Genomic DNA, 19,168 nt, shown 5'->3' on the forward strand with positions numbered 1-19,168 from the left:
ATAAGACTTATTTTCAAGAAGCGATATACACAATTGGGCGTAAGCTAGCATCAATTAACCCATCTAAAACACGCAATTATCCTATCAATAATTTTCATGTTTTAAATTTGTTTTATTTTGCACCGTAAAAACATATGTTATGCGACCTATTTTTAATATTCTTTAAACTTGTCATTAAATTTTCATTGAAATAGCAGCTTACATTCCGAAAAAGCAAGCAAAGGGAAACGTTTGCCTTGGGTAACATTAGTAATCTTTAATATTTATTTTTGAAAAATAACTGGCGTTAAATTATTTGGGGAGATTTTAGTGAAGCTAAGTAATATTAGTATCGCGTGTTTTGGTTTGCTAATACCACTGGTTTCTAGCGCACAAACTTTAGAACAAGCAATAGCGACAACATTTGCAACGAACCCTGATATCAAAAGTGCGTTTAACGAGTATATGAGTAATCGTTATATTATCGATAAATCACGTGGAGCATATAAACCTAGTCTCGATATTGACGCGGGTATCGGTTACGAGAGCATTCACCCTTCCGACTCTACTGGTAAGAGTGATACCGAGATGACCCGCAAAGATATGGCAATTACTCTTACCCAGTTGATCTGGGATGGTTCAAAAACCCTATATGACATTGATCGTACCTCTGCAGATGCAGAGTCTGTGCGTTATCAGTTACTTGCAGATGCCCAAAATGTTGCGTTAGAAGTCATCAAAGCTTATTTGGATGTAGTAAAAACACAAAAGCTGACTGCGCTTTCCACTAGCAACCTAAACACACATAAGCGAATTTATACTGATATTAAAAAGCGTACAGAGTCAGGAATTGGCTCAGTTGCCGACCTTAACCAGGTTAAAGCTCGTTTAGCAAAAGCTCAAAGTAATGTTTTAGCTGCACAAAATAACCATAAAGACGCTCAAACAGCATTCTTTCGCTTAGTTGGTGAAGCACCAACTAACCTTATTTTTCCGCACGCAGACCAAAACTTTATCCCCAATTCTCTAGACGAGGCCCAATCGCAGGCTTTTGACAATCATCCTGTCATAAAAATAGCACTCGCAGATGTCGATTCTGCCAGGTTCCAATATAAACAAGCAGATGCAAACTATTTCCCAGTCATCTCATTTGAAGCGAAACAAAGCTGGAACGATGATGTAGGAGGAGTAAATGGTCTCAACTCTGAAACACAAGCAATGCTCCGTGTCCGATACAACCTTTACAACGGTGGCCGAGACTCTGCAAACAGTGACAGTATGGCCTACCAACTCAATAAAGCGAAAGACCTCAGAGAGCGAGCATACCGAAGTGTGGAGCAAGAGCTCCGCCTTTCTTGGAGCGCTCTTGAGCTGACTAAACAACAAAAGTCTTTTTTAATACAACACGTTGATTCCATGTCAAACACCGTTATTGCATACCAAAAACAATATCGTATTGGAAAGCGCACCCTACTTGATCTGCTGAACACTGAAAACGAGTTGTTTGAATCACGCAAAAACTACTTAGAAACACAATTTGCGCAGCAATACGCACAATATCGAACCCTGACTTCAACCGGGCAGCTTTTAGACGCATTGCGCGTCGACATACCGGAAGAGTGGACTCAATCGGTGGAGTACTAAATACAATGAAAAAGAATCTTCTAATCACTCTGGCTTTAGTCATAATGAGTCATCATAGTGCATACGCAAAAGATGAGCTGGCGTACATTCCTATACCAAAGGCGAATCAGATTGCTGACCTAAACGACTTGGACCAAGATGGTGTGATAAACGCTCGTGATCTTTGCGTAGGTACTCCAATAGGGGCAGAAGTGGACAATGATGGTTGTGAAACCTATTTGCATAAAGAAGAGCAATACCAACTTAAGATTTTGTTTGATAATGACTCTGCTCTTATTAACCAAATTTTTAAAAACAAGATAGATGAGTTGGCTGCATTTCTTAAAAAGTATCCAACCACTTCTATAGAGATACAAGGATACGCAAGTAAGGTAGGACGCGCAGAATACAATTTAAACCTATCTCGCCATCGTGCAGAGAATGTACGCGATCTATTGATAGAAAAAGGAATCCCGGGTGACCGCCTCGCAATTATTGCTTTTGGCGACACACAGTTAGCAGAGCCGGGTATGGATCGTGTCAGCCACGCATTAAACCGCCGCGTTACTGCCACTGTTGTCGGCCAGCAAGGAATGGTTAAAGATGAGTGGACGATATTCACTACCTTCCCAGAAGTAAAATAAACTTATACCCCTGCTTATTTGCATAGATGAGTGGGGGTATTTTCATGTCATTACGCCTAACTAATTAGACACAACTAATAAAACAAACACTAACATTAATCATAACTCACTAATATTATGGCAAAAATTAAAAAGTGAGCCTTTACTCTATATTAGTAGTAATATATTAGAGTCAAAATGAAAACCACCAATACTTTTAAATGGGAAGAAGATAAGCCAATCAATAACACTGAGGGGTTTAAGCAATCACCTTTCTTCACCACAATATGAAATCAATTTATTATATAGCTTTAATAAATCAATCATCTATTGAGGAAACATAATAAAACATGACAGAAACATGTCTTCGTAGATTGAGCCAGTTATTAAAACATTACAAACACTCTCAAACGTATCAGGTAAACCTCGACGATTTAGAACTGGTTTTTTCAACTTCTAGACGCAACATATCTAATATACTGAGAATACTTGACAGCTACAATTGGATCCATTGGGAGCCAGGTCGTGGCCGTGGGAAAGCCAGCACACTAAAAGTGACGGTAACAATACATCAAGCCCTCTACTTTACGATTCGTAATGAAATCAACAATGGTAGCTTTGACGTCATCTCGAGGTTACTTGAGCATTACCGTAGCACTGCTGTAAGCGCACTTAGCCAAGCACTCGCAGAAGTTTCAGAAGAAAACAAAGATTCAAATACACTCATCGTCAGCCAGTATCCTTGGGTAGATGAGCTAACCCCTTCACTGACTTATCGCTTTTCAGAACTGCAGGTAATACGCAGCTTGTATGACACCCTATTTACCGTTGATCACTACGGTCAATTAAAAAATCACCTCGCTTGTGAGTACAAAAATGAAGGCAGTTGTATATATATTTGGCTCCGCCCTGATATCTACTGTCACGATGGGCTAACATTACAAGCAGAAGATGTCGTACACTCTTTAAATAAGCTCGTTACAACAGATGGCCCCGTCCAAAAATTACTTCAGCAAGTCACTCGTATCAGCTTCGATAATGCCAAACAAGCTATACGTATTGACTTAAAGCAGCCTAATAACTTATTCATTTACTGCTTAGCAACCGCAAATGCGTCTATCACTACTCGACGTCAGAAGAGCTTTAAAGGTCGCAGTATCACAATAGGTACTGGCCCATTTGTACTTAGGCATTGGGATACCGACAAAATAGTACTGAAGAAACATCATAACTATTTCGCAAAAAAGGCATTATTGGAGCAAATCACGCTCTCTCATCAAGGGACTGAGCTGGCTCAATACATCAGTTATAATCAGGAAACTGACGATACCGAATGTTATATGATTCAGGCATTTTCTTTTCTAGCACGTAATCGTCGCGCCGAGTGCTCACTAAGCGAGCAAACTTGGCAGCGCCTATTTTCTTTTATCGAGAGTCGTAGATTTGAATTTGCCAAAGCGAATAGCTTGGAAACGATGCAAATTCTCGATGACAGCTCTCACAATGAGAATATTCCTCAGCTTGAGGGAACGTTGGTCATAACCCATCCAAAGTGGACGATTGATTATTTAAGTAAAGCGAACCAATGGATCGTAGATTTAATCCGTCAAACTGGGTTGCATGTAGAATTTGTGGAGCTAACTGACGCTAGTAATCCTCAACTTGTAAAAGAACAAGCCGACTTGCTCTTTGTCGAAGATGTCATTGAGCCACCTTTAACCTATGGAATTTATGAGTGGCTATTAACAGGTACAGGTATTCGATTTGCTCTTCACTCTGATGAATTTGAACAGCATGTTAATCACGTACACGATGCAGTCTCAGATCCCACGCCTGAAAAACGTTTGGAGGGAATACTCTCGGAGCTCAGAGCTGATACAACAATCTTACCATTGTTCTGGGGGCAAGAAAAAATCACCAGAGCGAAAGGTGTAAGCGGTGTTCAACTCCGTAAATCTGGGTACAGTGATTTCTACAAACTAAGAGTCAGAGCCGGACAAGACTAATCTATTAGAAGCTTCTGTTTGCTAATTACTTTGGTAATCTACGATGTGAGTTTTCAAAATAATGCTTAATCACACTAAGCGAGCACAAAATTGAACTCACCGACGACTCGACCATCAATGTTGACAGGCTCAAACTGCAAATAATTACGGGCTTTTCCGCCCCACCACTCGTTACCAGTTCGCCCTTTCAAATAAAGCTGAGTCGTTAACAGCTCTTTCTCTCCACGCCATAGTTTGACGTGGATGTGGGGAGGTCGAGAGCTATATGGAACCGGAAATAACGTTTGAAAAAGGTAATTCCCATCTTCGTCAGTTAAAACTGCACCAAAGCCTGCAAAGTGAGGATCAAACTTATTATTGTTAGGTTGATTCGGGTGTTCATAGATGCCTTGTCCATCACATTGCCATATTTCTATTTTCATTCCAGACAATGGGTTTCCTGCTGTATCCATTACCTTACCCTGAAGAAAAATGGGCTCACCAATAAGACCTTTCGACTGCAAAATCAAATTTTGACGAAGTGGCACTGGAACCACGGGATAAAATGGCCCTTCCGTTTGAGGCGGTGTCGGCTTCATTGGGCTAGCGGATTTTAGCGAAGGCACAAATATTAGCGACCATAAAGCTAAGAAGTGTCGACGTTCCATATCATCACCAGTGATTGTTTACCTTACTTAAGTTTGGTGATTCTTGATGATTTTTCCAGCATAGCAGCACACTAAAACAAATATGCCTCTGTTCAGGGCAACGCTTGAACAGAGGCATTTACAAATTAGCTACTAATAATTAAACGGCTTCAAAGGCTAGTGCTTTCTTCTCTACCTGACGAAAAATAAGAGTGAGCACACCATTTACCGTTAAATAAAATGCGCCCGCAATACCAAATACCGTCAACGTATCGTAAGTTTGTGCGTTAATGCGCTGCGCGTAACCCATCAGATCCATGATCGTAATCGTGCTTGCTAGTGACGTCCCTTTGAAGACCAAAATCACTTCGTTTGAGTAAGCAGGAACGGCACGACGAATGGCGTATGGCAGCAGCACTTTTAGCGTTGCGGTTTTGTTCATCCCCAGAGTACGACACGCTTGCCATTGACCAGAAGGAATCGCGTTAAACGCCCCTTTAAACAGCTGAGTGCTGTACGCCGCGGTATTAAGCGCTAACGCTAACATCGCACAGAACCAAGGTTGGCTGAACCATGTCCAAAAAACACTTTCTCTAACTGCATCAAACTGACCCGGACCGTAGTAAACCAAGAAGATCTGTACCAACAAAGGCGTACCAGTAAACAAGGTGATGATGCCACGGCTTACCCAATGCAAACCCGGAGTACGTAGGATCAGAGTCAGCGTCATCATCAAAGCTAAGAGGCAGCCGACAACCAAGGAAGCGGCGGTTAATTGAAGGCTAGTGCCCAAGCCATTCAGCATTTGCCAAACGTGTTGTTCGTTCATGCGGTTGCCTCCTGTCCCATGCTCATGCCTTGAATTGAGAACTTCTTATCAATCAGTTTGACGGCACGTTGCGTAATCAAAGTAATGCCTAAATAAATCGCCGCAGCGGTTGCGTACCATGTAAAGGCTTCATGAGTTGCTGCCGACGTTAGCTGCGCTTGCTTCAACAAATCCGTTACGCCAATCAGTGATACAAGCGCGGTATCTTTCAACAGAACCAACCATTGGTTAGTTAAACCTGGTAGCGCGTGTCTTACTGCTTGTGGCAAAACAATGCGAACAAAAGCATGTGCCTGACTGATGCCGAGTGCACTTGCTGCTTCTCTCTGCCCTCTTCCAACGGCTTTTAACGCGCCACGTAGAGTTTGAGAAGCATAAGAAGCGAAGATCAATGACAACGCCACCACCCCAGACAAGAACGGGCTAACTTCAATAAAGTTGCCGGTGATTAAAAACAGAACCTGCGTCGAACCAAAATAGATGAACAACACGACAAGGATTTCTGGCAAGCCACGCACAATCGTCACAAATGCCGTCATTGGCCATTTAACGAAAACGCGGCGAGACATTTCACCACTGGCGAATACCACTGCCAGAATCAAACCGACTAAAAGGCTTGTGAAGGCAAGCTGGACAGTCATCCAACTAGCTTGAACAAGCGATAAAGAGTAACCCGTTAGTGCCATATTACTTACCGAAGTACTTGTTGTAGATTACGTCGTATTCGCCGTTCGCTTTCACTGTTTTCAGTGCCGTGTTCAGCTTGTTCACTAGCTCATCGTTACCTTTGTTTACTGCGATACCGAAACCGTTACCGAAATATTTAGGGTTGGTTACGTGCTCGCCCACGTATGCTAGATTGTCTTCTTTCTTGAACCATTCAGCTACGACAGCTGTATCGCCGAATACAGAATCAATACGACCGTTCTTCATATCGATGAATGCGTCTTGGTAGCTAGAGTAAGGAACCGCTGTTACGCCCGGCATTTGCTCAATCAGGTAACTTTGGTGTGTTGAACCGTTTTGAACACCAACGCGCTTACCTTCTAGTGCTTTTTGATCAGCAACTTTTTCTTTGATAGAAACAAACGCTGCTGAGTTTTCATAGTATGCATTCGTGAAATTCACTTGCTCCAAACGCGCCTCAGTAATATCCATTGCAGAGATCGCCGCATCGTAACGTTTGAATTTTAATGCAGGGATCAGGCTGTCAAAAGATTGGTTATGGAAGGTACATTTTGCTTCGATTTCTTTACATAGAGCGTTCGCCAGATCCACATCAAAACCTTGGATTTGGTTGTTTTCATCCATGTATTCGAATGGTGCGTACGTCGCTTCCATCGCGAATTTGATCTCTTCTTGTGCTGCTGCGTTTGCTGCCATAGTTGCAGAAGAAAGGCCGATTAGTGAAGCTAGTAGAATCTTTTTCATTGCAATACTCCGTGTGTACTTAGTGGGCTGACACTCGCAATGACAGCCGAGCTTATCTGTTAAATAGACTGAACTTTAAAAACGTAATTTAGTGATTTAGGTAGTCAGCAAACTGGGCGGTTTGCGGGTTAGAAAACGAATCATTTGTGCCGTGCTCGACGATGTGTCCTTTTTCTAGATACAGTACGTGGCTAGCGATTTTCTTAGCAAAATCGACCTCATGCGTTACTACGACTTGGGTGATGCCAGTTTCGCTTAAATCTTTAATAATCTTAACGACTTGGTTAGTAATTTCCGGATCAAGCGCTGCGGTCGGTTCATCAAAAAGCAAGACTTCCGGTTTCATCATCAATGCACGAGCAATCGCCACACGTTGTTGCTGACCACCAGAAAGCTGCATCGGCCATGCATCCGCTTTGTCTGCCAAATGCAGTGTTGCGAGAATTTGCATTGCTTGGTTCTTCGCTTCTTCTTTATCCATGCCAGATACTTTTACCGGAGCCTCAATCAGGTTCTCCATTACTGTCATATGCGGCCATAAGTTGTACTGCTGGAACACCATGCCTACTTTACGACGAAGTGCTAAACCTTGTTTCTCTTTGATTTCAGTAGAGAAATCAAAAACATCATTTGCGATGTTTAGCTTGCCGTTATCCGCCCCTTCAAGAAGGTTAAGAACACGCAGTAGAGAGCTCTTACCTGCGCCACTTGGACCAAGTAACACCAGTGTTTCCCCGCTTTCACACTTAAAGCTGACATCGTGAAGCACTTGTGTCTCACCGTAGGATTTATTGATTCCGCTTACCTGAATAGTCATGCTGACATACCGCATTAATTGTCACTTGGTATTTATATTACTAAACTGGACTTTTTATGCAATAAAAATGTATAAAAATTTAATTTGTTAATTTTTTGTATGATCTGCAACCACCAAGACAGAGTATCTGACTGGTTTGAAGAGTTAGTTTTAACTGAATTTGTTGAAGAAAAATCCAACAACATGGTGACGACCGAAACAAGGTTAAAATGGTGGTTATTTTTGTGCTGACGTGTAGAGGAAGTTTTGAGTCTATGAGGATGATCTATTCCAAGTACAGCCGCTCATTTTTGCACAGCATCCCCTGTTAGTTTTCCTGTAAAGTCCTCTATGGCAGGGTCCTGATTACGACTTCGCGAATGGACTATAATTTCTTTTTGTATCTGACTCTTAATTTGAGTCATCTAAGTATTAATGGGATAACTCCATGTTGAAGTCGCATTGTTTTTCTCTCGTTACACTCATTTCTTTGAGCTTGCTTTCTGTACCCAACGTTTGGAGTAGAACAGCAATCGTGTTACCTGGGTTGCATGAACAGGGTATTGATCTTCAAGATAAGCCTATCTCTGCTGCCGCTGCACTTGAATGGGAGTTGGATAATGCCGATATCGTGTTTGGAGCTTACGAAAATAAGAGTGATAACGAGCGTGTAAAAGCGCTTGGTTACATGTACAACCAAAAGCTGGAACTTAACTCAGGTTGGCTGGAAAACGATATACGTAACCAAGCAGAACTGAATGGAGTTGACTACGAAGATTTCTTTCTCCACTTTTCTGAAGACACTATCATCGCAGAGGTTGACTCAAGCCATGGCGAGAATACTCTGCTCAATCGAAAACCGATGATTGTTGGTTATACGGCTAGTGCTGACCACGCCGGTTTTTGGCTATATCAACCACCGCCATGGGATGCTGATGTATTCGGTCAGGCGAATAATGGTGGTGCCCTCTATGTTTATCACTCAGAGAAGTTCGACCGCTTAACCCTTACGTTTTCCCAGTTTGCTCAAGGTGGCAACTTCATAATTGAATACCCTTCTGCCATCGATTCATTCGGTCTGGTAACAGAATGGAAAAACTTCTCAATTAAAAAAGACAAGACTGAGAACATGACTAAAAACCAAACGGTAAACTGGTCTGTTCCTTCGGATTGGGTTCGCGCTACGACACACGATGGTAGCGGACAAACCTATGGTGGCGGTCAGTATTTTGGGTCCACTTTTTTACGCGACGGCGGCCGCCTTTACGTTGCGAAAATTACTTGGCATGAAGACAACATAGAAAACCGCCCACACCTCGAAAACATTCAACTCAAAGATAGCTTCCCTGTCGTCAATGTCTCAGGAGCACCAACGGAGACACCTGAAGGTCAAACCATTCAGCGCTGGCGACAAATTCGAGGTTTTGACGAATCAGCTGATCGAAACCAAGATAATTATCTTTCTTGGCAAGAGTTCAAGAGCCGCTCAAATAAGAATGCAACGGCACGATTTCGTTGGGAGTCACGCGTTATTCCATTTGGTCGCATGTGGAATCAAACCTCTTCTTGGGCATTGACTAATCTCGGCAATCCCGATTTTGCCAATACAATGCGCCACTATTATCAAGCTGAATGGGCGAAACAAGGTTTAAACGGTGCGTACAACGATGATACGAATAAGTTACTCGGAGAAAATCAGTTCTACGTTTATTCTGGTGGTACGGTGGATGAGCTTGGTTTGGTGGCGGGAAGCCAAGCCGCTGATGATGCATACAAAGCGCAATTCTCGGCGTTCTTAAACAAATTGGCGACGCTGGATGCGGATGCGTTAATTGGCCTCAACATAGGCACGGCCAACTTATTCGGTCGTAACGGCCAAAACCACTTGGTTGATGCTGGCTCCTTGTATTTGCGCGAGCACTACCTTTTCCCTTCCACTGGCTTTAGTGGCTATGCTGGCTTGGCTAAGTTTTGGGATAACTCTGCTCTCGCCAAAGTTGGCCAGAACGTGATTTATCAAGCAACAACGCGTTATGGTCGCGTCCAATACTTTGGTAACACAGAAAACAGTTGGAAGCAGGACCAATATTCTGCACTAGCGGTGTTCTACTTAAACTATCACCCTGAGCGCAGTTACTTTAGTCAGTGGAATAATGGTTACGTATATGGAAGCAATAACACCACCGTTAACAACTTCTGGAAGGCAGGCGTACCAAAGAATATTGCTTATCAACCTAGCACCTTGCTTGCCATCGATTTAGGTACGCCTGCCAATCAAATCCCAGATGGGTATCAGGCGACTCCGCTAATGATGTCCACCAGCACGCCCTATTCCGCCGATTACACGATGATTGGAGATGCTTCTATGAGCAAAGTGGCTCATCCTGACTTGTCTAATGGCGCTATCGATTTGTTACCAACCCATACGTACTTTGCGTATCGCTCAGACGATACGGTAGTGATGCATGGCCCTACGGAGATGGTGTTAGCCCGCGAATTCACCAAAGGCCGAGTGCTGTATCGGACTGATTTCTTTGGCAAGAATATCGATTATTTCTCCTCACCGAAGATAACTATCGCACTTCCAGAGCCTATGCGACCTGTAGATCAAGACGGTAACATCGGCGACTATGTTTCTCACATTGAGATCGGCGGCTACGAAGGGGTGTTCTTGCTGTATTAACTCCCTTTCAACCACTCTCACTAAACGCTTCATAAATAGCCGTTTTTATGCTTAACGTCACTGAAAAAACCTTGTTCACTGAATCTTTATAAACCGATGTATATACTGAAGTAAATGACAACGACAAGGAAATTCAGTCACATGAAGACGACACCTTCAATGCTCCCTGTTCTGCTGCTATCAGCATTATCAACTCATGCAAATGCGGATGAATGTGGAAAAATAACCATCGCGGATATGAATTGGAATTCGGCCAGCTTAATGGCGCACATCGACCAATTTGTCTTAAATGAAGGCTACCAGTGCGATGCGGAATTGATCCCTGGTGATAGCGTTCCTACGGGCACCTCTATGATTGAAAAGGGACAACCTGACGTTGCGCCAGAGTTATGGACAAACGGCATTAAAGAAGCGCTTGATAAAGGCATTGCTGATAAACGCTTGCGCATCGCTGGTGCGTCGCTTGTCAATGGCGGTGAAGAAGGCTTTTGGGTTCCCGCCTATCTGGTAAAACAGTATCCAGAGCTCGCGACGATAGAAGGCGTCATTAAACACGCCAAGTTGTTTGAACACCCTGAGGATGATGACAAGTTCGCCTTTTATAGCTGCCCTGCTGGTTGGACATGCCAAATCACCTCCGGTCACTTGTTTAATGCATTAGGGTTAAGTGAGCACGGCTTTGAGATGGTTGACCCAGGCTCTGGCGCAGCATTAGCTGGCACCATCGCCAAAGCCTATGATCGCAAAATGCCTTGGTTTGGTTACTACTGGTCACCAACACCCGTATTGGGCAAGTATGATATGGTCAAAGTGGATTTTGGTAGCGGAACAGATTTGGAAGAGTATCGCAACTGTACCACCCAGCCTGATTGTACTTCTCCCAAAGTAACAATGTACCCACCTTCTCCAGTTCGCACAGTAACAACTGAGGCATTTGCGAACAAAGAACCCCAAGCATTCGCGTACTTGCAGAAACGCGGATTTACCAACGAGCAAATGAGTGAAATGCTGGCCTGGATGGAAGATAACTACGCAGATGGTGAAGAAGCGATGTTTTACTTCTTTAATACCTACCCTGACTTATGGAAAGGTTGGGTATCTGAAGACGTAGCGATGAAGATCGAAAAAGCGCTCTAGTGATTGACGTCTAACTCGTACCAAATATTTTAGCCTCCCATACCGTTTGAATAAATAGTATTGGAGGCTAATCAACGATTCGTTAATACATGGTGTGACCATTCAATGTTTCTTTAGGAATCTCTTGCAGAGCGTCCCAATGTTCGACTATTTTCCCATTATGATCAAAACGAAAGAAATCCATCGTCACGTATTCAATATCATTAGGCCATGTTTGGTGAGTGTGTAGTGCCACCAAATTCCCCTCAGCAATGGCTCGCACAAACGTAATGTCTTTATTGGGATACTCGTTTTGCATCCGCTCAAAATACTCGATAAAAGCCTCGGGGCCATTTCCAACTAATGGATTGTGCTGGATGTACTCATCGCCAACGTAGTCTTCAACCGCCTTTCTTGGGTTACCTCGATAGGCGGTTTCGTAAAACGCAATGGCATTTCTTTTGTTCTCTTGCAGGTCCATTTTCTTCCCTATGCCGCTCTACTTAGTATTTAACGATAATCATAGCCTTAGAACCTAAGAAGTGACCGAACATCGCGCACAAAAAAGGCCGCTAAACCGCAGCCTTCATCACTTGAAACTTGGAATCGCTGTCCCTTCAGAGCTTAAACCACACCACCAGCGCCCTGCATGGAACGCTCACTGTTCTCCACTAGCAACGCGGTTGCGGTTTGTTTCAGTGTTTCCCACTCTTGGTCTTCGACAAAAATACCATTTTGCCAAGAGGCTTGTTGCGTGTTGCTTAACTCATCGCCTTCAATGTGAATGGTGTATCCTTGTGCGCTTTTCTCGATATCGAAATCGTTCACAGAGAGTTCGATAACCATACTATGCAAATCCGTATCATGCCCATTAAACTGATCCGAGAAAAAGACTTCTGGCGCGATTCGTCCACGGTTTAACACATAAAGCGTTCGCTTGGGACTAGAGCCATTGACCCATTGTGCACGGCACGCAATGCCTTTTGCAGAGAGCTTCAACAACTCACTAAAACCTAGCCAACGGTTGTGGCACCGCTTCAACGTGATAGTAATCGACTTTCTGTTAATCATTTTCTCAAGTGCGAAATCCAACACGGCGGGTAAGTGGCACGCCACACTGCCATTGTGCAAATCCATCTCGATACTCGCTGACGTGCTGTTGGTCACCGATACGGCGCAGTCCGAATCTAACCCAAGAAACAGGCTGGCGTTATTAAAGTGACGCACCCCGTGCAAGCCAACCATTTGCAAGTCCGCCACCATGTTCGCAATGACATCCGCCTCACCACAGTGACGGCGCATGCCAAGAAATGCCTTATTAACGGCGGCCACCAATTCGTTGTGAGAGACGATCATAATGCAAATCCTCCGTTGATTTTTTGATTGTCACTTTGCGCAATTTCGTCACGTTCCGGCATGCTTGGGAAAATCCATGTGTCTGCCAGTTTAGGATCGTGAATTTCATCTAACAGCGGCGCGCCCTGGAAGAAAGTTACTCGAACCCAACGATCCGAGCGTGGATCAAATTTAGTCGCACCAAAGATAGCCAACTTACAGCGCAATAAGTGCATTGGCAGTGCATCTTGGCGTAGCACGTTCATTTGAATATCACCCATTGCTCGGTTGCCTAACGTCCATACGCGACGTGTGATCGAACGGTAAGTCGGATTTTGCAACAGAAACTCTGCTACGGACATTTCTTCATCACAACCAAGCAAAGCGTGGTACAAGCGATTCACTTGTCTGCCGATATCAAGCGGCAGCTCTTTTTCTTCTCCTGCTTCCTCGCCACGAACACCAAGCCTTGGCTCTTCTTTGTCTTGTGAGCGATACCAGAACCAGTAGTTGTTCTCGGCTAGTGAGTAATCCGTATCAATCGCCCAGCGGTATTTGCTTTGCAACACTTCCAGTAAATCTTGGATCTTTTTCCCGCCCGGAATAGATAACGTTTCATCCGTATTCATTTGGCTAGCAAATTCATCCACTAAAGATGGGTAGAGTTCAATCAAGCAAGAGGTGAGGATCTCTTGGGCTTCCACTCTCATTGTTTTCTTTTGCTCGACCAAACTCGCCCAGTTCGGATGTGATGCCATTAATGTTGGTAGCTCCGATAGCAGTTGTTTGATGTCTGCTGTCGCTTGATGATTGAGCCTGTCTTGATTTTCATTGATGGTTATGACTTGCTCTAGATGACGCTGTGCTTTTTGCAGCAATCCTTGCAAAGGAGCATGGAGTGAGGCTTCACACGGCATCGCAAAGACTCGCGCTACTGCACGCTCGCGAGAGGTCATCCATTGGTCAACGATGCACGGGTGATTAATCAAGTATGGAGCCATGCCTAAACCAGTAGCATTTCCGACACCAAGGTAGCGCTGCAAGCCACGGTGCAATGCCACCGCGTTGTCGTGACCTTGCTGAAGTGCTAGGTAGTGCACCCAATCCAAGCTGAATTCACGCAACATATATACTGCGCACATTTGCGCACTAAAAGACAGGCTGAAATCTGAGTTGTTCTCTAGCAGTTTGAAATCGGCGATGCCAAACTTGCCGTTCCCATAAACAGCTGTGGTACGCAGGATATAACCCACTTCCGCCAGCTCTTTTGGCTCGGGCTGCTTGCCTTGAGAAAGGGCGCTAACAATATGTTCAAACACACGCACGCTTTTGTTTGCGCGAGCCAGAACAAGCACGTTATTCGGATTGCGTCCCGCTTCTTGCAGCGGTACATTTGCTCGCAATCTTTCCAACAAAGTAACATCAACATCGCCTTGAACCAGTGCGAATGTGACGTCCCACTTTTCAGCAATGACGCGGTCATTACGCTCGTCATCAGCAATTTCATCACAGAACACCACCAAATGATAAACGTGCTCTGGCGTGGTCAACTTGTAAATAACGTGACCATAACCACGCGGACAAAGTTGCCACTCATGCTTGGTTACTTGCCAGTTTTGGCTTGCCATATTACGAATCAGACTACGAACAAAGCTGATTCGGTTTTGGTGCATTGCGCCAAGCCTTTCGGCTGCCATGACAATCGCTGCGTCGCGCATAGTTGCTTCCGTATAAGTAGAACGATGTGCATCCATTTTGCTCACCACCTATTTGTTATTGTAAGAATACTAGGGTTTGTGCGGATGTAGGAGGAAAACACCCGCACAAGCTCCACGTTGTTTGAATTAGATAATTGTTATAGCCCTTGCTCTTTCGCCATTTTGATTGCGATTTGCGGTGCATTCCAAAGTGACGGCAACAGAATCAGCGAAACCGGAACCGCGGTAATCACAATGAAAGATTGCAGAGCGGATATACCGCCAGAGCCAAGCGAAATCAGGATCAGTGCCGTGACACCCATCATTACGCCCCAGAAGGTACGGATGATCGCATTCGGCTCCGTTTCACCACTGATCACGACACTGATTGTGTAGGTCATTGAGTCGCCCGTCGTGACGATGAAGATCGTGGTTAAAATCAGAAATAGAATTGAAGTCAGCATTGGCATTGGTAGTTGCTGAGTCACCGCAAGCAAAGCACCTGGCAAGTTAAAGCCTTCAAACGCCGCACTCACACTACCTGGTTCAGCAATTTCAAACGCAAGGCCAGAGCCGCCTACAATCGTGAACCAAAAACAGGTGGTGAGCGGAGCAACAATGCTGATGGTGGAAATAACTTGGCGAATAGTGCGACCACGAGAAATACGCGCAATAAAGATTGCCATCATCGGACCATAACCAAGGAACCAGCCCCAGAAAAATACTGTCCACCAGCTTAGCCAACCTTCGTCACCGCGATAGGTCGCCATTGGGATAAAGTTATCCAGCATGCTCCCTACACCTTGAATGTATCCGTTAAAGATAAAATTCGTAGGGCCAAAAAACAGGATGTAAACCATCAATGCCATTGCCAGAATCACGTTGTAACGACTAAGCAGTTGCATGCCTCGGCTTAATCCACTGAGTGCTGACAAGGTGTAAAGCGCAATCGCAAACAAAATGATGATAAGCTGAGTCGTAAAGCCATCAGGAATATCAAAAAGCGCATTTAACGCGTAGCTAACCTGCAAGCCTAGAAACCCAATTGGCCCGATGGTGCCCGCGGCTACCGCGATAATGCAGCACGCGTCAATCAATGCACCGAGTTGGCCTTTAAGTGCTCGTTCGCCCAAGACTGGGTAAAGCAAAATACGGGGTTTTAGTGGTAAACCTTTGTCGTAATGTAGGTGCATCACCACGATGGAAGTTAAGCTACCTACAATCGCCCAAGCTAGAAAGCCCCAGTGCATAAAGGATTGCGACAACGCATTCACCGCACCTTGCTGCGGGTTATCTTGCGCGCCGTATAGAGGAGGTGGGCTAACATAATGCGCGATAGGCTCAGCCGCGGCCCAGAAAACACCACCACCAGCCAATAAGGTACAGAAAATAATCGCCATCCAGCGGAAAGAATCCATTTCTGGTTTTGCAATCCCGCCCAACATCACCTTGCCTGTTCGCCCTGCAGCTAAACCAAGACCAATAAGAAAAGTGAGAAGCAGCAGTAACTGCCAGTAAGGACCAAACACCTGAACTGCCCAGCCAAAGCCGGCGTTAACGATCGTAGATAACAACTCGCCGTCATAAAGTGCAATAGCAACGAACAACGCGATAAAACCACCGCTATACCAAAAGGCCGGGTTATTCAGTCCTAATTTGTCCGTCGTGTTTTCTGTTGTTGATGTGTTGTGTGTTGCTTTTGACTTGCCCGATGACACGCTCATCGTGGAAGCTTTCATGCTATTGGTTAAATCAGACATACTCTGGCTCCAGAGGTTCTTTGCAGCTGCCAAAGACTGGCTACAAATGTGAGTTTTACGCCTGCCGTATTGTTGTTATGTAGGCAGGCGGTTCCTAATTTTGGGAGTACTATGAAATAGGCTCTAATCCTTCTTTGAGGAAGTTGAACCAGTTTTCACCCAATACTTTTCCTGCCTCAGATTCACTGAATCCGTGACGCATTAATCCGTTGTAGATGTTCTCCATCCCTGCACTGCCGCAGAACCATGGCAGCGCATCTGGCCATCCCGAGTTACTTGCTGAACCTTCGCCGTAATCCATCGCTTTTGACCAACGACCGTTGCGCATCCACTCCAACACTTGTTGCGGCTGGTTTAGGCACAGATCGCTACCGATACCTAAATGGTCAACGCCAAACATGTCTGCGGTTTTCGCAACCATCTGGCAGAAATCATCCAGCGTGCACTGGCTGCCATTTGGTAAATGGAACGGATATAAACTGAATCCGATCAAACCGCCGCGCTCCGTCAATGCTTTGATCACGGTGTTGGACTTGTTGCGCAGTGCGTCATGCGCAAATGTCGGGTTAGCATGGCTGATACAAATTGGACGCGAAGAGAGCTCGATAGCTTCCAACGTTGAACGCTCTGCGCTGTGGGACATATCAATGATCATCCCGACTCGGTTCATCTCTTCAATCGCTTGTTTACCAAAGCGAGTTACGCCGGAATCGTTTTGTTCGTAACAACCTGTCGCCAGTAAGCTTTGGTTGTTGTAGGTCAGTTGCATGATCAGCAGACCTTGGCGGCGCATCACTTCAATCAGACCAATTTCATCATCAATCGGTGAGCAATTCTGCGCGCCGAAGAAGATGCCGACTTTGCCTTCTGCTTTGGCTTTTTCTACATCTGCCATTGAATAAATAGGCATGATGAGGTCCGCATTTTGCTCGAAGCGCAAGTTCCATTCAGCAAAACGCGTTAAGGTTTCGCGCGCAGTTTCGTGGTAGACGATGGTGGCATGAACGGCGGTAATGCCACTCGCCTTGAGTGTTTGGAAGTACTCTCGATCCCAATTGCAGTACTGCAATCCGTCAATCACAATCCGTTGTTGGTACATAACCACTCCTTAAACAATTTCTTAGCCTTTCAGTGCGGGTAGCTGACACCATCAGCTACCCTGCTGTTCTTAGTAAGGGCGCTGATAAGCGGTTTTCACCACGGTGTAGAACTCTTTGGCGTACTGACCTTGCTCACGAGGACCAAAGCTAGATTCTTTACGGCCACCAAATGGGACGTGATAATCTGTACCCGCAGTTGGCAAGTTAACCATGACGCAGCCCGTTTGGACTTGCTGTTTGAAGATCGCGCTATTGCGCAGGCTTTGCGTAATAATGCCGCCTGTCAGGCCAAAGCGCGTATCGTTCGCGACTGCAATCGCCTCATCCAGATCAGACACGCGAATCACGCTTGCCATTGGTGCAAAGACTTCTTCTTGATTCACTTCCCAGTTGTTTTGTGTGTTCAAGAACAGGGTTGGTGACATGTAGTAACCGTCATGCTCTAGGCTCAGACGCTCACCACCGAAAGCCAGCTCCGCGCCTGCTTGGCGTGCGTTTTCAATCCACTCAAAGTTCGCATTCAGCTGGTTACCATCAACAACAGGGCCCATAAATACGCCCTCTTCTAGTGCGTGACCCACTTTTAATTCGCTCATGCGTTTGATTAGCGCTTCAACATACGCGTCGTGAATTCCGTCCATAACCACAAGACGAGAAGACGCGGTACATTTTTGACCTGCACCCGAGAATGAGCCTGCGATTGTGGCTTCAACGGCAATTTGAATGTCTGCATCATCTGCCACTACGAGCGCGTTTTTGCTGCCCATCTCTAGCTGACAACGCACAAAGTTTGGTGCCGTAGCCGCTGCAACTTTACGGCCAGTGTCCACAGACCCAGTGAAGCTCACGCCGTTCACATCTTTCGAATTGATAAGGGTATTACCTACTTGCGAACCGCTACCCAAAACGAGGTTAAACGTGCCAGCAGGTAAACCTTGGCGATGGATAATCTCAGTCAGCGCGACGGCACTTGCTGGGGTTAGGTTGGCAGGCTTCCAGACGACGCTGTTGCCAAACGCAAGTGCTGGCGCGATTTTCCAAGCCGCTGTTGCTGTTGGGAAGTTCCAAGGAGAGATAATGGCGATAACGCCGACGGCTTCGCGAGTAACTTCAACGGAGACACCTGGACGGACGGAAGCAGCGTTATCGCCAATTTGACGCAGTACCTCAGCAGCAAAGTATTGGAAGAATTGGCCAGCACGGTAAATCTCACCTCGACCTTCAGCAAATGGCTTACCTTCTTCACGCGACAGCAAAGTGCCCAATTCGTCACATCGTGCAATGAGCTCATCACCAATCGCTTGCAACACTGCTTGTTTGCGCTCGATTGGTGTTTTTTCCCACTCTGGCTGCGCTGATTTAGCCGCTTGAATCGCTTGCTCTACTTGCGACACACTCGCTTGTGCGAAATCGCCAATGTTTTCGCTGATATCAGAAGGGTTAATATTGGCGATGGTGTCCATGCCCGATTGCCATTCACCTGCTATATAGAGGGATTTTTCTGCTTGAACATTGTTAATAAAAGTCATGGTTCTTTCCTTGTTCTTCCGATTTGTGATGGCAA

At 45.2% G+C, this 19,168-nt stretch carries 16 protein-coding genes; 5 read left to right on the forward strand and 11 right to left on the reverse strand.

From position 1 onward, the window contains the following. Positions 1 to 309: 309 nt before the first annotated feature. From FKN08_RS08515 to FKN08_RS08525, 3 genes are all read left to right on the forward strand, one after another. The gene (locus FKN08_RS08515; protein WP_170891807.1) at positions 310 to 1,623 is read left to right on the forward strand and encodes a TolC family outer membrane protein; all 1,314 of its coding nucleotides are present in this window, start codon (positions 310 to 312) and stop codon (positions 1,621 to 1,623) included. Between the two features lie 5 nt (positions 1,624 to 1,628). After that, a complete protein-coding gene (locus FKN08_RS08520; protein WP_170891809.1) occupies positions 1,629 to 2,246 on the forward strand; it encodes an OmpA family protein in 618 nt (205 codons plus the stop codon). 329 nt (positions 2,247 to 2,575) lie between these two features. After that, positions 2,576 to 4,231 carry an ABC transporter substrate-binding protein gene (locus tag FKN08_RS08525; RefSeq protein WP_170891811.1) on the forward strand — a complete coding sequence of 552 codons (1,656 nt, stop codon included), beginning with the start codon at positions 2,576 to 2,578 and terminating at the stop codon, positions 4,229 to 4,231. Between the two features lie 74 nt (positions 4,232 to 4,305). Here the strand turns inward: FKN08_RS08525 and FKN08_RS08530 are convergent, their stop codons facing one another. The 5 genes from FKN08_RS08530 to artP form a co-directional block, all read right to left on the reverse strand. Then, positions 4,306 to 4,878: a protocatechuate 3,4-dioxygenase gene (locus tag FKN08_RS08530; RefSeq protein WP_124008021.1), complete on the reverse strand. Its 573-nt coding sequence runs from the start codon at positions 4,876 to 4,878 to the stop codon at positions 4,306 to 4,308. 139 nt (positions 4,879 to 5,017) lie between these two features. Continuing rightward, positions 5,018 to 5,686: an arginine ABC transporter permease ArtM gene (gene artM, locus FKN08_RS08535; protein ID WP_170891812.1), complete on the reverse strand. Its 669-nt coding sequence runs from the start codon at positions 5,684 to 5,686 to the stop codon at positions 5,018 to 5,020. After that, the gene (gene artQ / locus FKN08_RS08540; protein WP_170891814.1) at positions 5,683 to 6,372 is read right to left on the reverse strand and encodes an arginine ABC transporter permease ArtQ; all 690 of its coding nucleotides are present in this window, start codon (positions 6,370 to 6,372) and stop codon (positions 5,683 to 5,685) included. The genes artM and artQ overlap by 4 nt, the downstream gene beginning before the upstream one ends. Position 6,373: 1 nt before the next feature. Next, on the reverse strand, positions 6,374 to 7,117 hold the full coding sequence (locus FKN08_RS08545) for an arginine ABC transporter substrate-binding protein (RefSeq protein WP_170891816.1): 744 nt from the start codon (positions 7,115 to 7,117) through the stop codon (positions 6,374 to 6,376). Between the two features lie 88 nt (positions 7,118 to 7,205). Beyond that, positions 7,206 to 7,934 carry an arginine ABC transporter ATP-binding protein ArtP gene (artP, locus tag FKN08_RS08550; RefSeq protein ID WP_104970792.1) on the reverse strand — a complete coding sequence of 243 codons (729 nt, stop codon included), beginning with the start codon at positions 7,932 to 7,934 and terminating at the stop codon, positions 7,206 to 7,208. Between the two features lie 427 nt (positions 7,935 to 8,361). Between artP and FKN08_RS08555 the strand changes: the two genes are divergently transcribed. Continuing rightward, positions 8,362 to 10,596 carry a hypothetical protein gene (locus FKN08_RS08555; protein WP_170891818.1) on the forward strand — a complete coding sequence of 745 codons (2,235 nt, stop codon included), beginning with the start codon at positions 8,362 to 8,364 and terminating at the stop codon, positions 10,594 to 10,596. A 141-nt stretch (positions 10,597 to 10,737) separates the two neighbouring features. Then, positions 10,738 to 11,733, forward strand: a complete 996-nt coding sequence (locus FKN08_RS08560) for an ABC transporter substrate-binding protein (RefSeq protein ID WP_170891819.1) — start codon at positions 10,738 to 10,740, stop codon at positions 11,731 to 11,733. An 82-nt stretch (positions 11,734 to 11,815) separates the two neighbouring features. Here the strand turns inward: FKN08_RS08560 and FKN08_RS08565 are convergent, their stop codons facing one another. The 6 genes from FKN08_RS08565 to FKN08_RS08590 all read right to left on the reverse strand — a co-directional run bounded on the left by FKN08_RS08565 (position 11,816) and on the right by FKN08_RS08590 (position 19,133). Beyond that, positions 11,816 to 12,193 (reverse strand): nuclear transport factor 2 family protein, encoded by a 378-nt coding sequence (locus tag FKN08_RS08565; protein ID WP_005390944.1) that lies wholly within the window; start codon positions 12,191 to 12,193, stop codon positions 11,816 to 11,818. 143 nt (positions 12,194 to 12,336) lie between these two features. Beyond that, positions 12,337 to 13,068: a DUF3726 domain-containing protein gene (locus FKN08_RS08570; RefSeq protein WP_170891821.1), complete on the reverse strand. Its 732-nt coding sequence runs from the start codon at positions 13,066 to 13,068 to the stop codon at positions 12,337 to 12,339. Then, positions 13,065 to 14,801 carry a hypothetical protein gene (locus tag FKN08_RS08575; protein ID WP_170891823.1) on the reverse strand — a complete coding sequence of 579 codons (1,737 nt, stop codon included), beginning with the start codon at positions 14,799 to 14,801 and terminating at the stop codon, positions 13,065 to 13,067. Before FKN08_RS08575 ends, FKN08_RS08570 begins: the two co-directional genes overlap by 4 nt. Positions 14,802 to 14,902: 101 nt before the next feature. Continuing rightward, a complete protein-coding gene (locus FKN08_RS08580) occupies positions 14,903 to 16,504 on the reverse strand; it encodes a BCCT family transporter (protein ID WP_005390956.1) in 1,602 nt (533 codons plus the stop codon). Positions 16,505 to 16,613: 109 nt separating this feature from the next. After that, positions 16,614 to 17,603 (reverse strand): membrane dipeptidase, encoded by a 990-nt coding sequence (locus tag FKN08_RS08585; protein ID WP_170891825.1) that lies wholly within the window; start codon positions 17,601 to 17,603, stop codon positions 16,614 to 16,616. Positions 17,604 to 17,672: 69 nt separating this feature from the next. Next, positions 17,673 to 19,133 carry an aldehyde dehydrogenase family protein gene (locus FKN08_RS08590; protein WP_012842493.1) on the reverse strand — a complete coding sequence of 487 codons (1,461 nt, stop codon included), beginning with the start codon at positions 19,131 to 19,133 and terminating at the stop codon, positions 17,673 to 17,675. Positions 19,134 to 19,168: the final 35 nt, after the last annotated feature.

This window comes from Vibrio sp. 1-2 (7-a) (assembly GCF_013048515.1).
Taxonomy (GTDB): Bacteria; Pseudomonadota; Gammaproteobacteria; order Enterobacterales; family Vibrionaceae; genus Vibrio; species Vibrio diabolicus.

Excerpts from the sequence above, each read along its gene's own strand:
- FKN08_RS08585 (WP_170891825.1), bottom strand. The coding sequence starts at position 17,603 with ATGTACCAACAACGGATTGTGATTGACGGATTGCAGTACTGCAATTGG.
- FKN08_RS08545 (WP_170891816.1), bottom strand. The coding sequence starts at position 7,117 with ATGAAAAAGATTCTACTAGCTTCACTAATCGGCCTTTCTTCTGCAACT.
- FKN08_RS08580 (WP_005390956.1), bottom strand. The coding sequence starts at position 16,504 with ATGTCTGATTTAACCAATAGCATGAAAGCTTCCACGATGAGCGTGTCA.
- FKN08_RS08565 (WP_005390944.1), bottom strand. The coding sequence starts at position 12,193 with ATGGACCTGCAAGAGAACAAAAGAAATGCCATTGCGTTTTACGAAACC.
- FKN08_RS08530 (WP_124008021.1), bottom strand. The coding sequence starts at position 4,878 with ATGGAACGTCGACACTTCTTAGCTTTATGGTCGCTAATATTTGTGCCT.
- FKN08_RS08520 (WP_170891809.1), top strand. The coding sequence starts at position 1,629 with ATGAAAAAGAATCTTCTAATCACTCTGGCTTTAGTCATAATGAGTCAT.
- FKN08_RS08555 (WP_170891818.1), top strand. The coding sequence starts at position 8,362 with ATGTTGAAGTCGCATTGTTTTTCTCTCGTTACACTCATTTCTTTGAGC.
- FKN08_RS08590 (WP_012842493.1), bottom strand. The coding sequence starts at position 19,133 with ATGACTTTTATTAACAATGTTCAAGCAGAAAAATCCCTCTATATAGCA.
- artM (WP_170891812.1), bottom strand. The coding sequence starts at position 5,686 with ATGAACGAACAACACGTTTGGCAAATGCTGAATGGCTTGGGCACTAGC.
- FKN08_RS08575 (WP_170891823.1), bottom strand. The coding sequence starts at position 14,801 with ATGGATGCACATCGTTCTACTTATACGGAAGCAACTATGCGCGACGCA.
- artQ (WP_170891814.1), bottom strand. The coding sequence starts at position 6,372 with ATGGCACTAACGGGTTACTCTTTATCGCTTGTTCAAGCTAGTTGGATG.
- FKN08_RS08570 (WP_170891821.1), bottom strand. The coding sequence starts at position 13,068 with ATGATCGTCTCTCACAACGAATTGGTGGCCGCCGTTAATAAGGCATTT.
- artP (WP_104970792.1), bottom strand. The coding sequence starts at position 7,934 with ATGACTATTCAGGTAAGCGGAATCAATAAATCCTACGGTGAGACACAA.
- FKN08_RS08560 (WP_170891819.1), top strand. The coding sequence starts at position 10,738 with ATGAAGACGACACCTTCAATGCTCCCTGTTCTGCTGCTATCAGCATTA.
- FKN08_RS08525 (WP_170891811.1), top strand. The coding sequence starts at position 2,576 with ATGACAGAAACATGTCTTCGTAGATTGAGCCAGTTATTAAAACATTAC.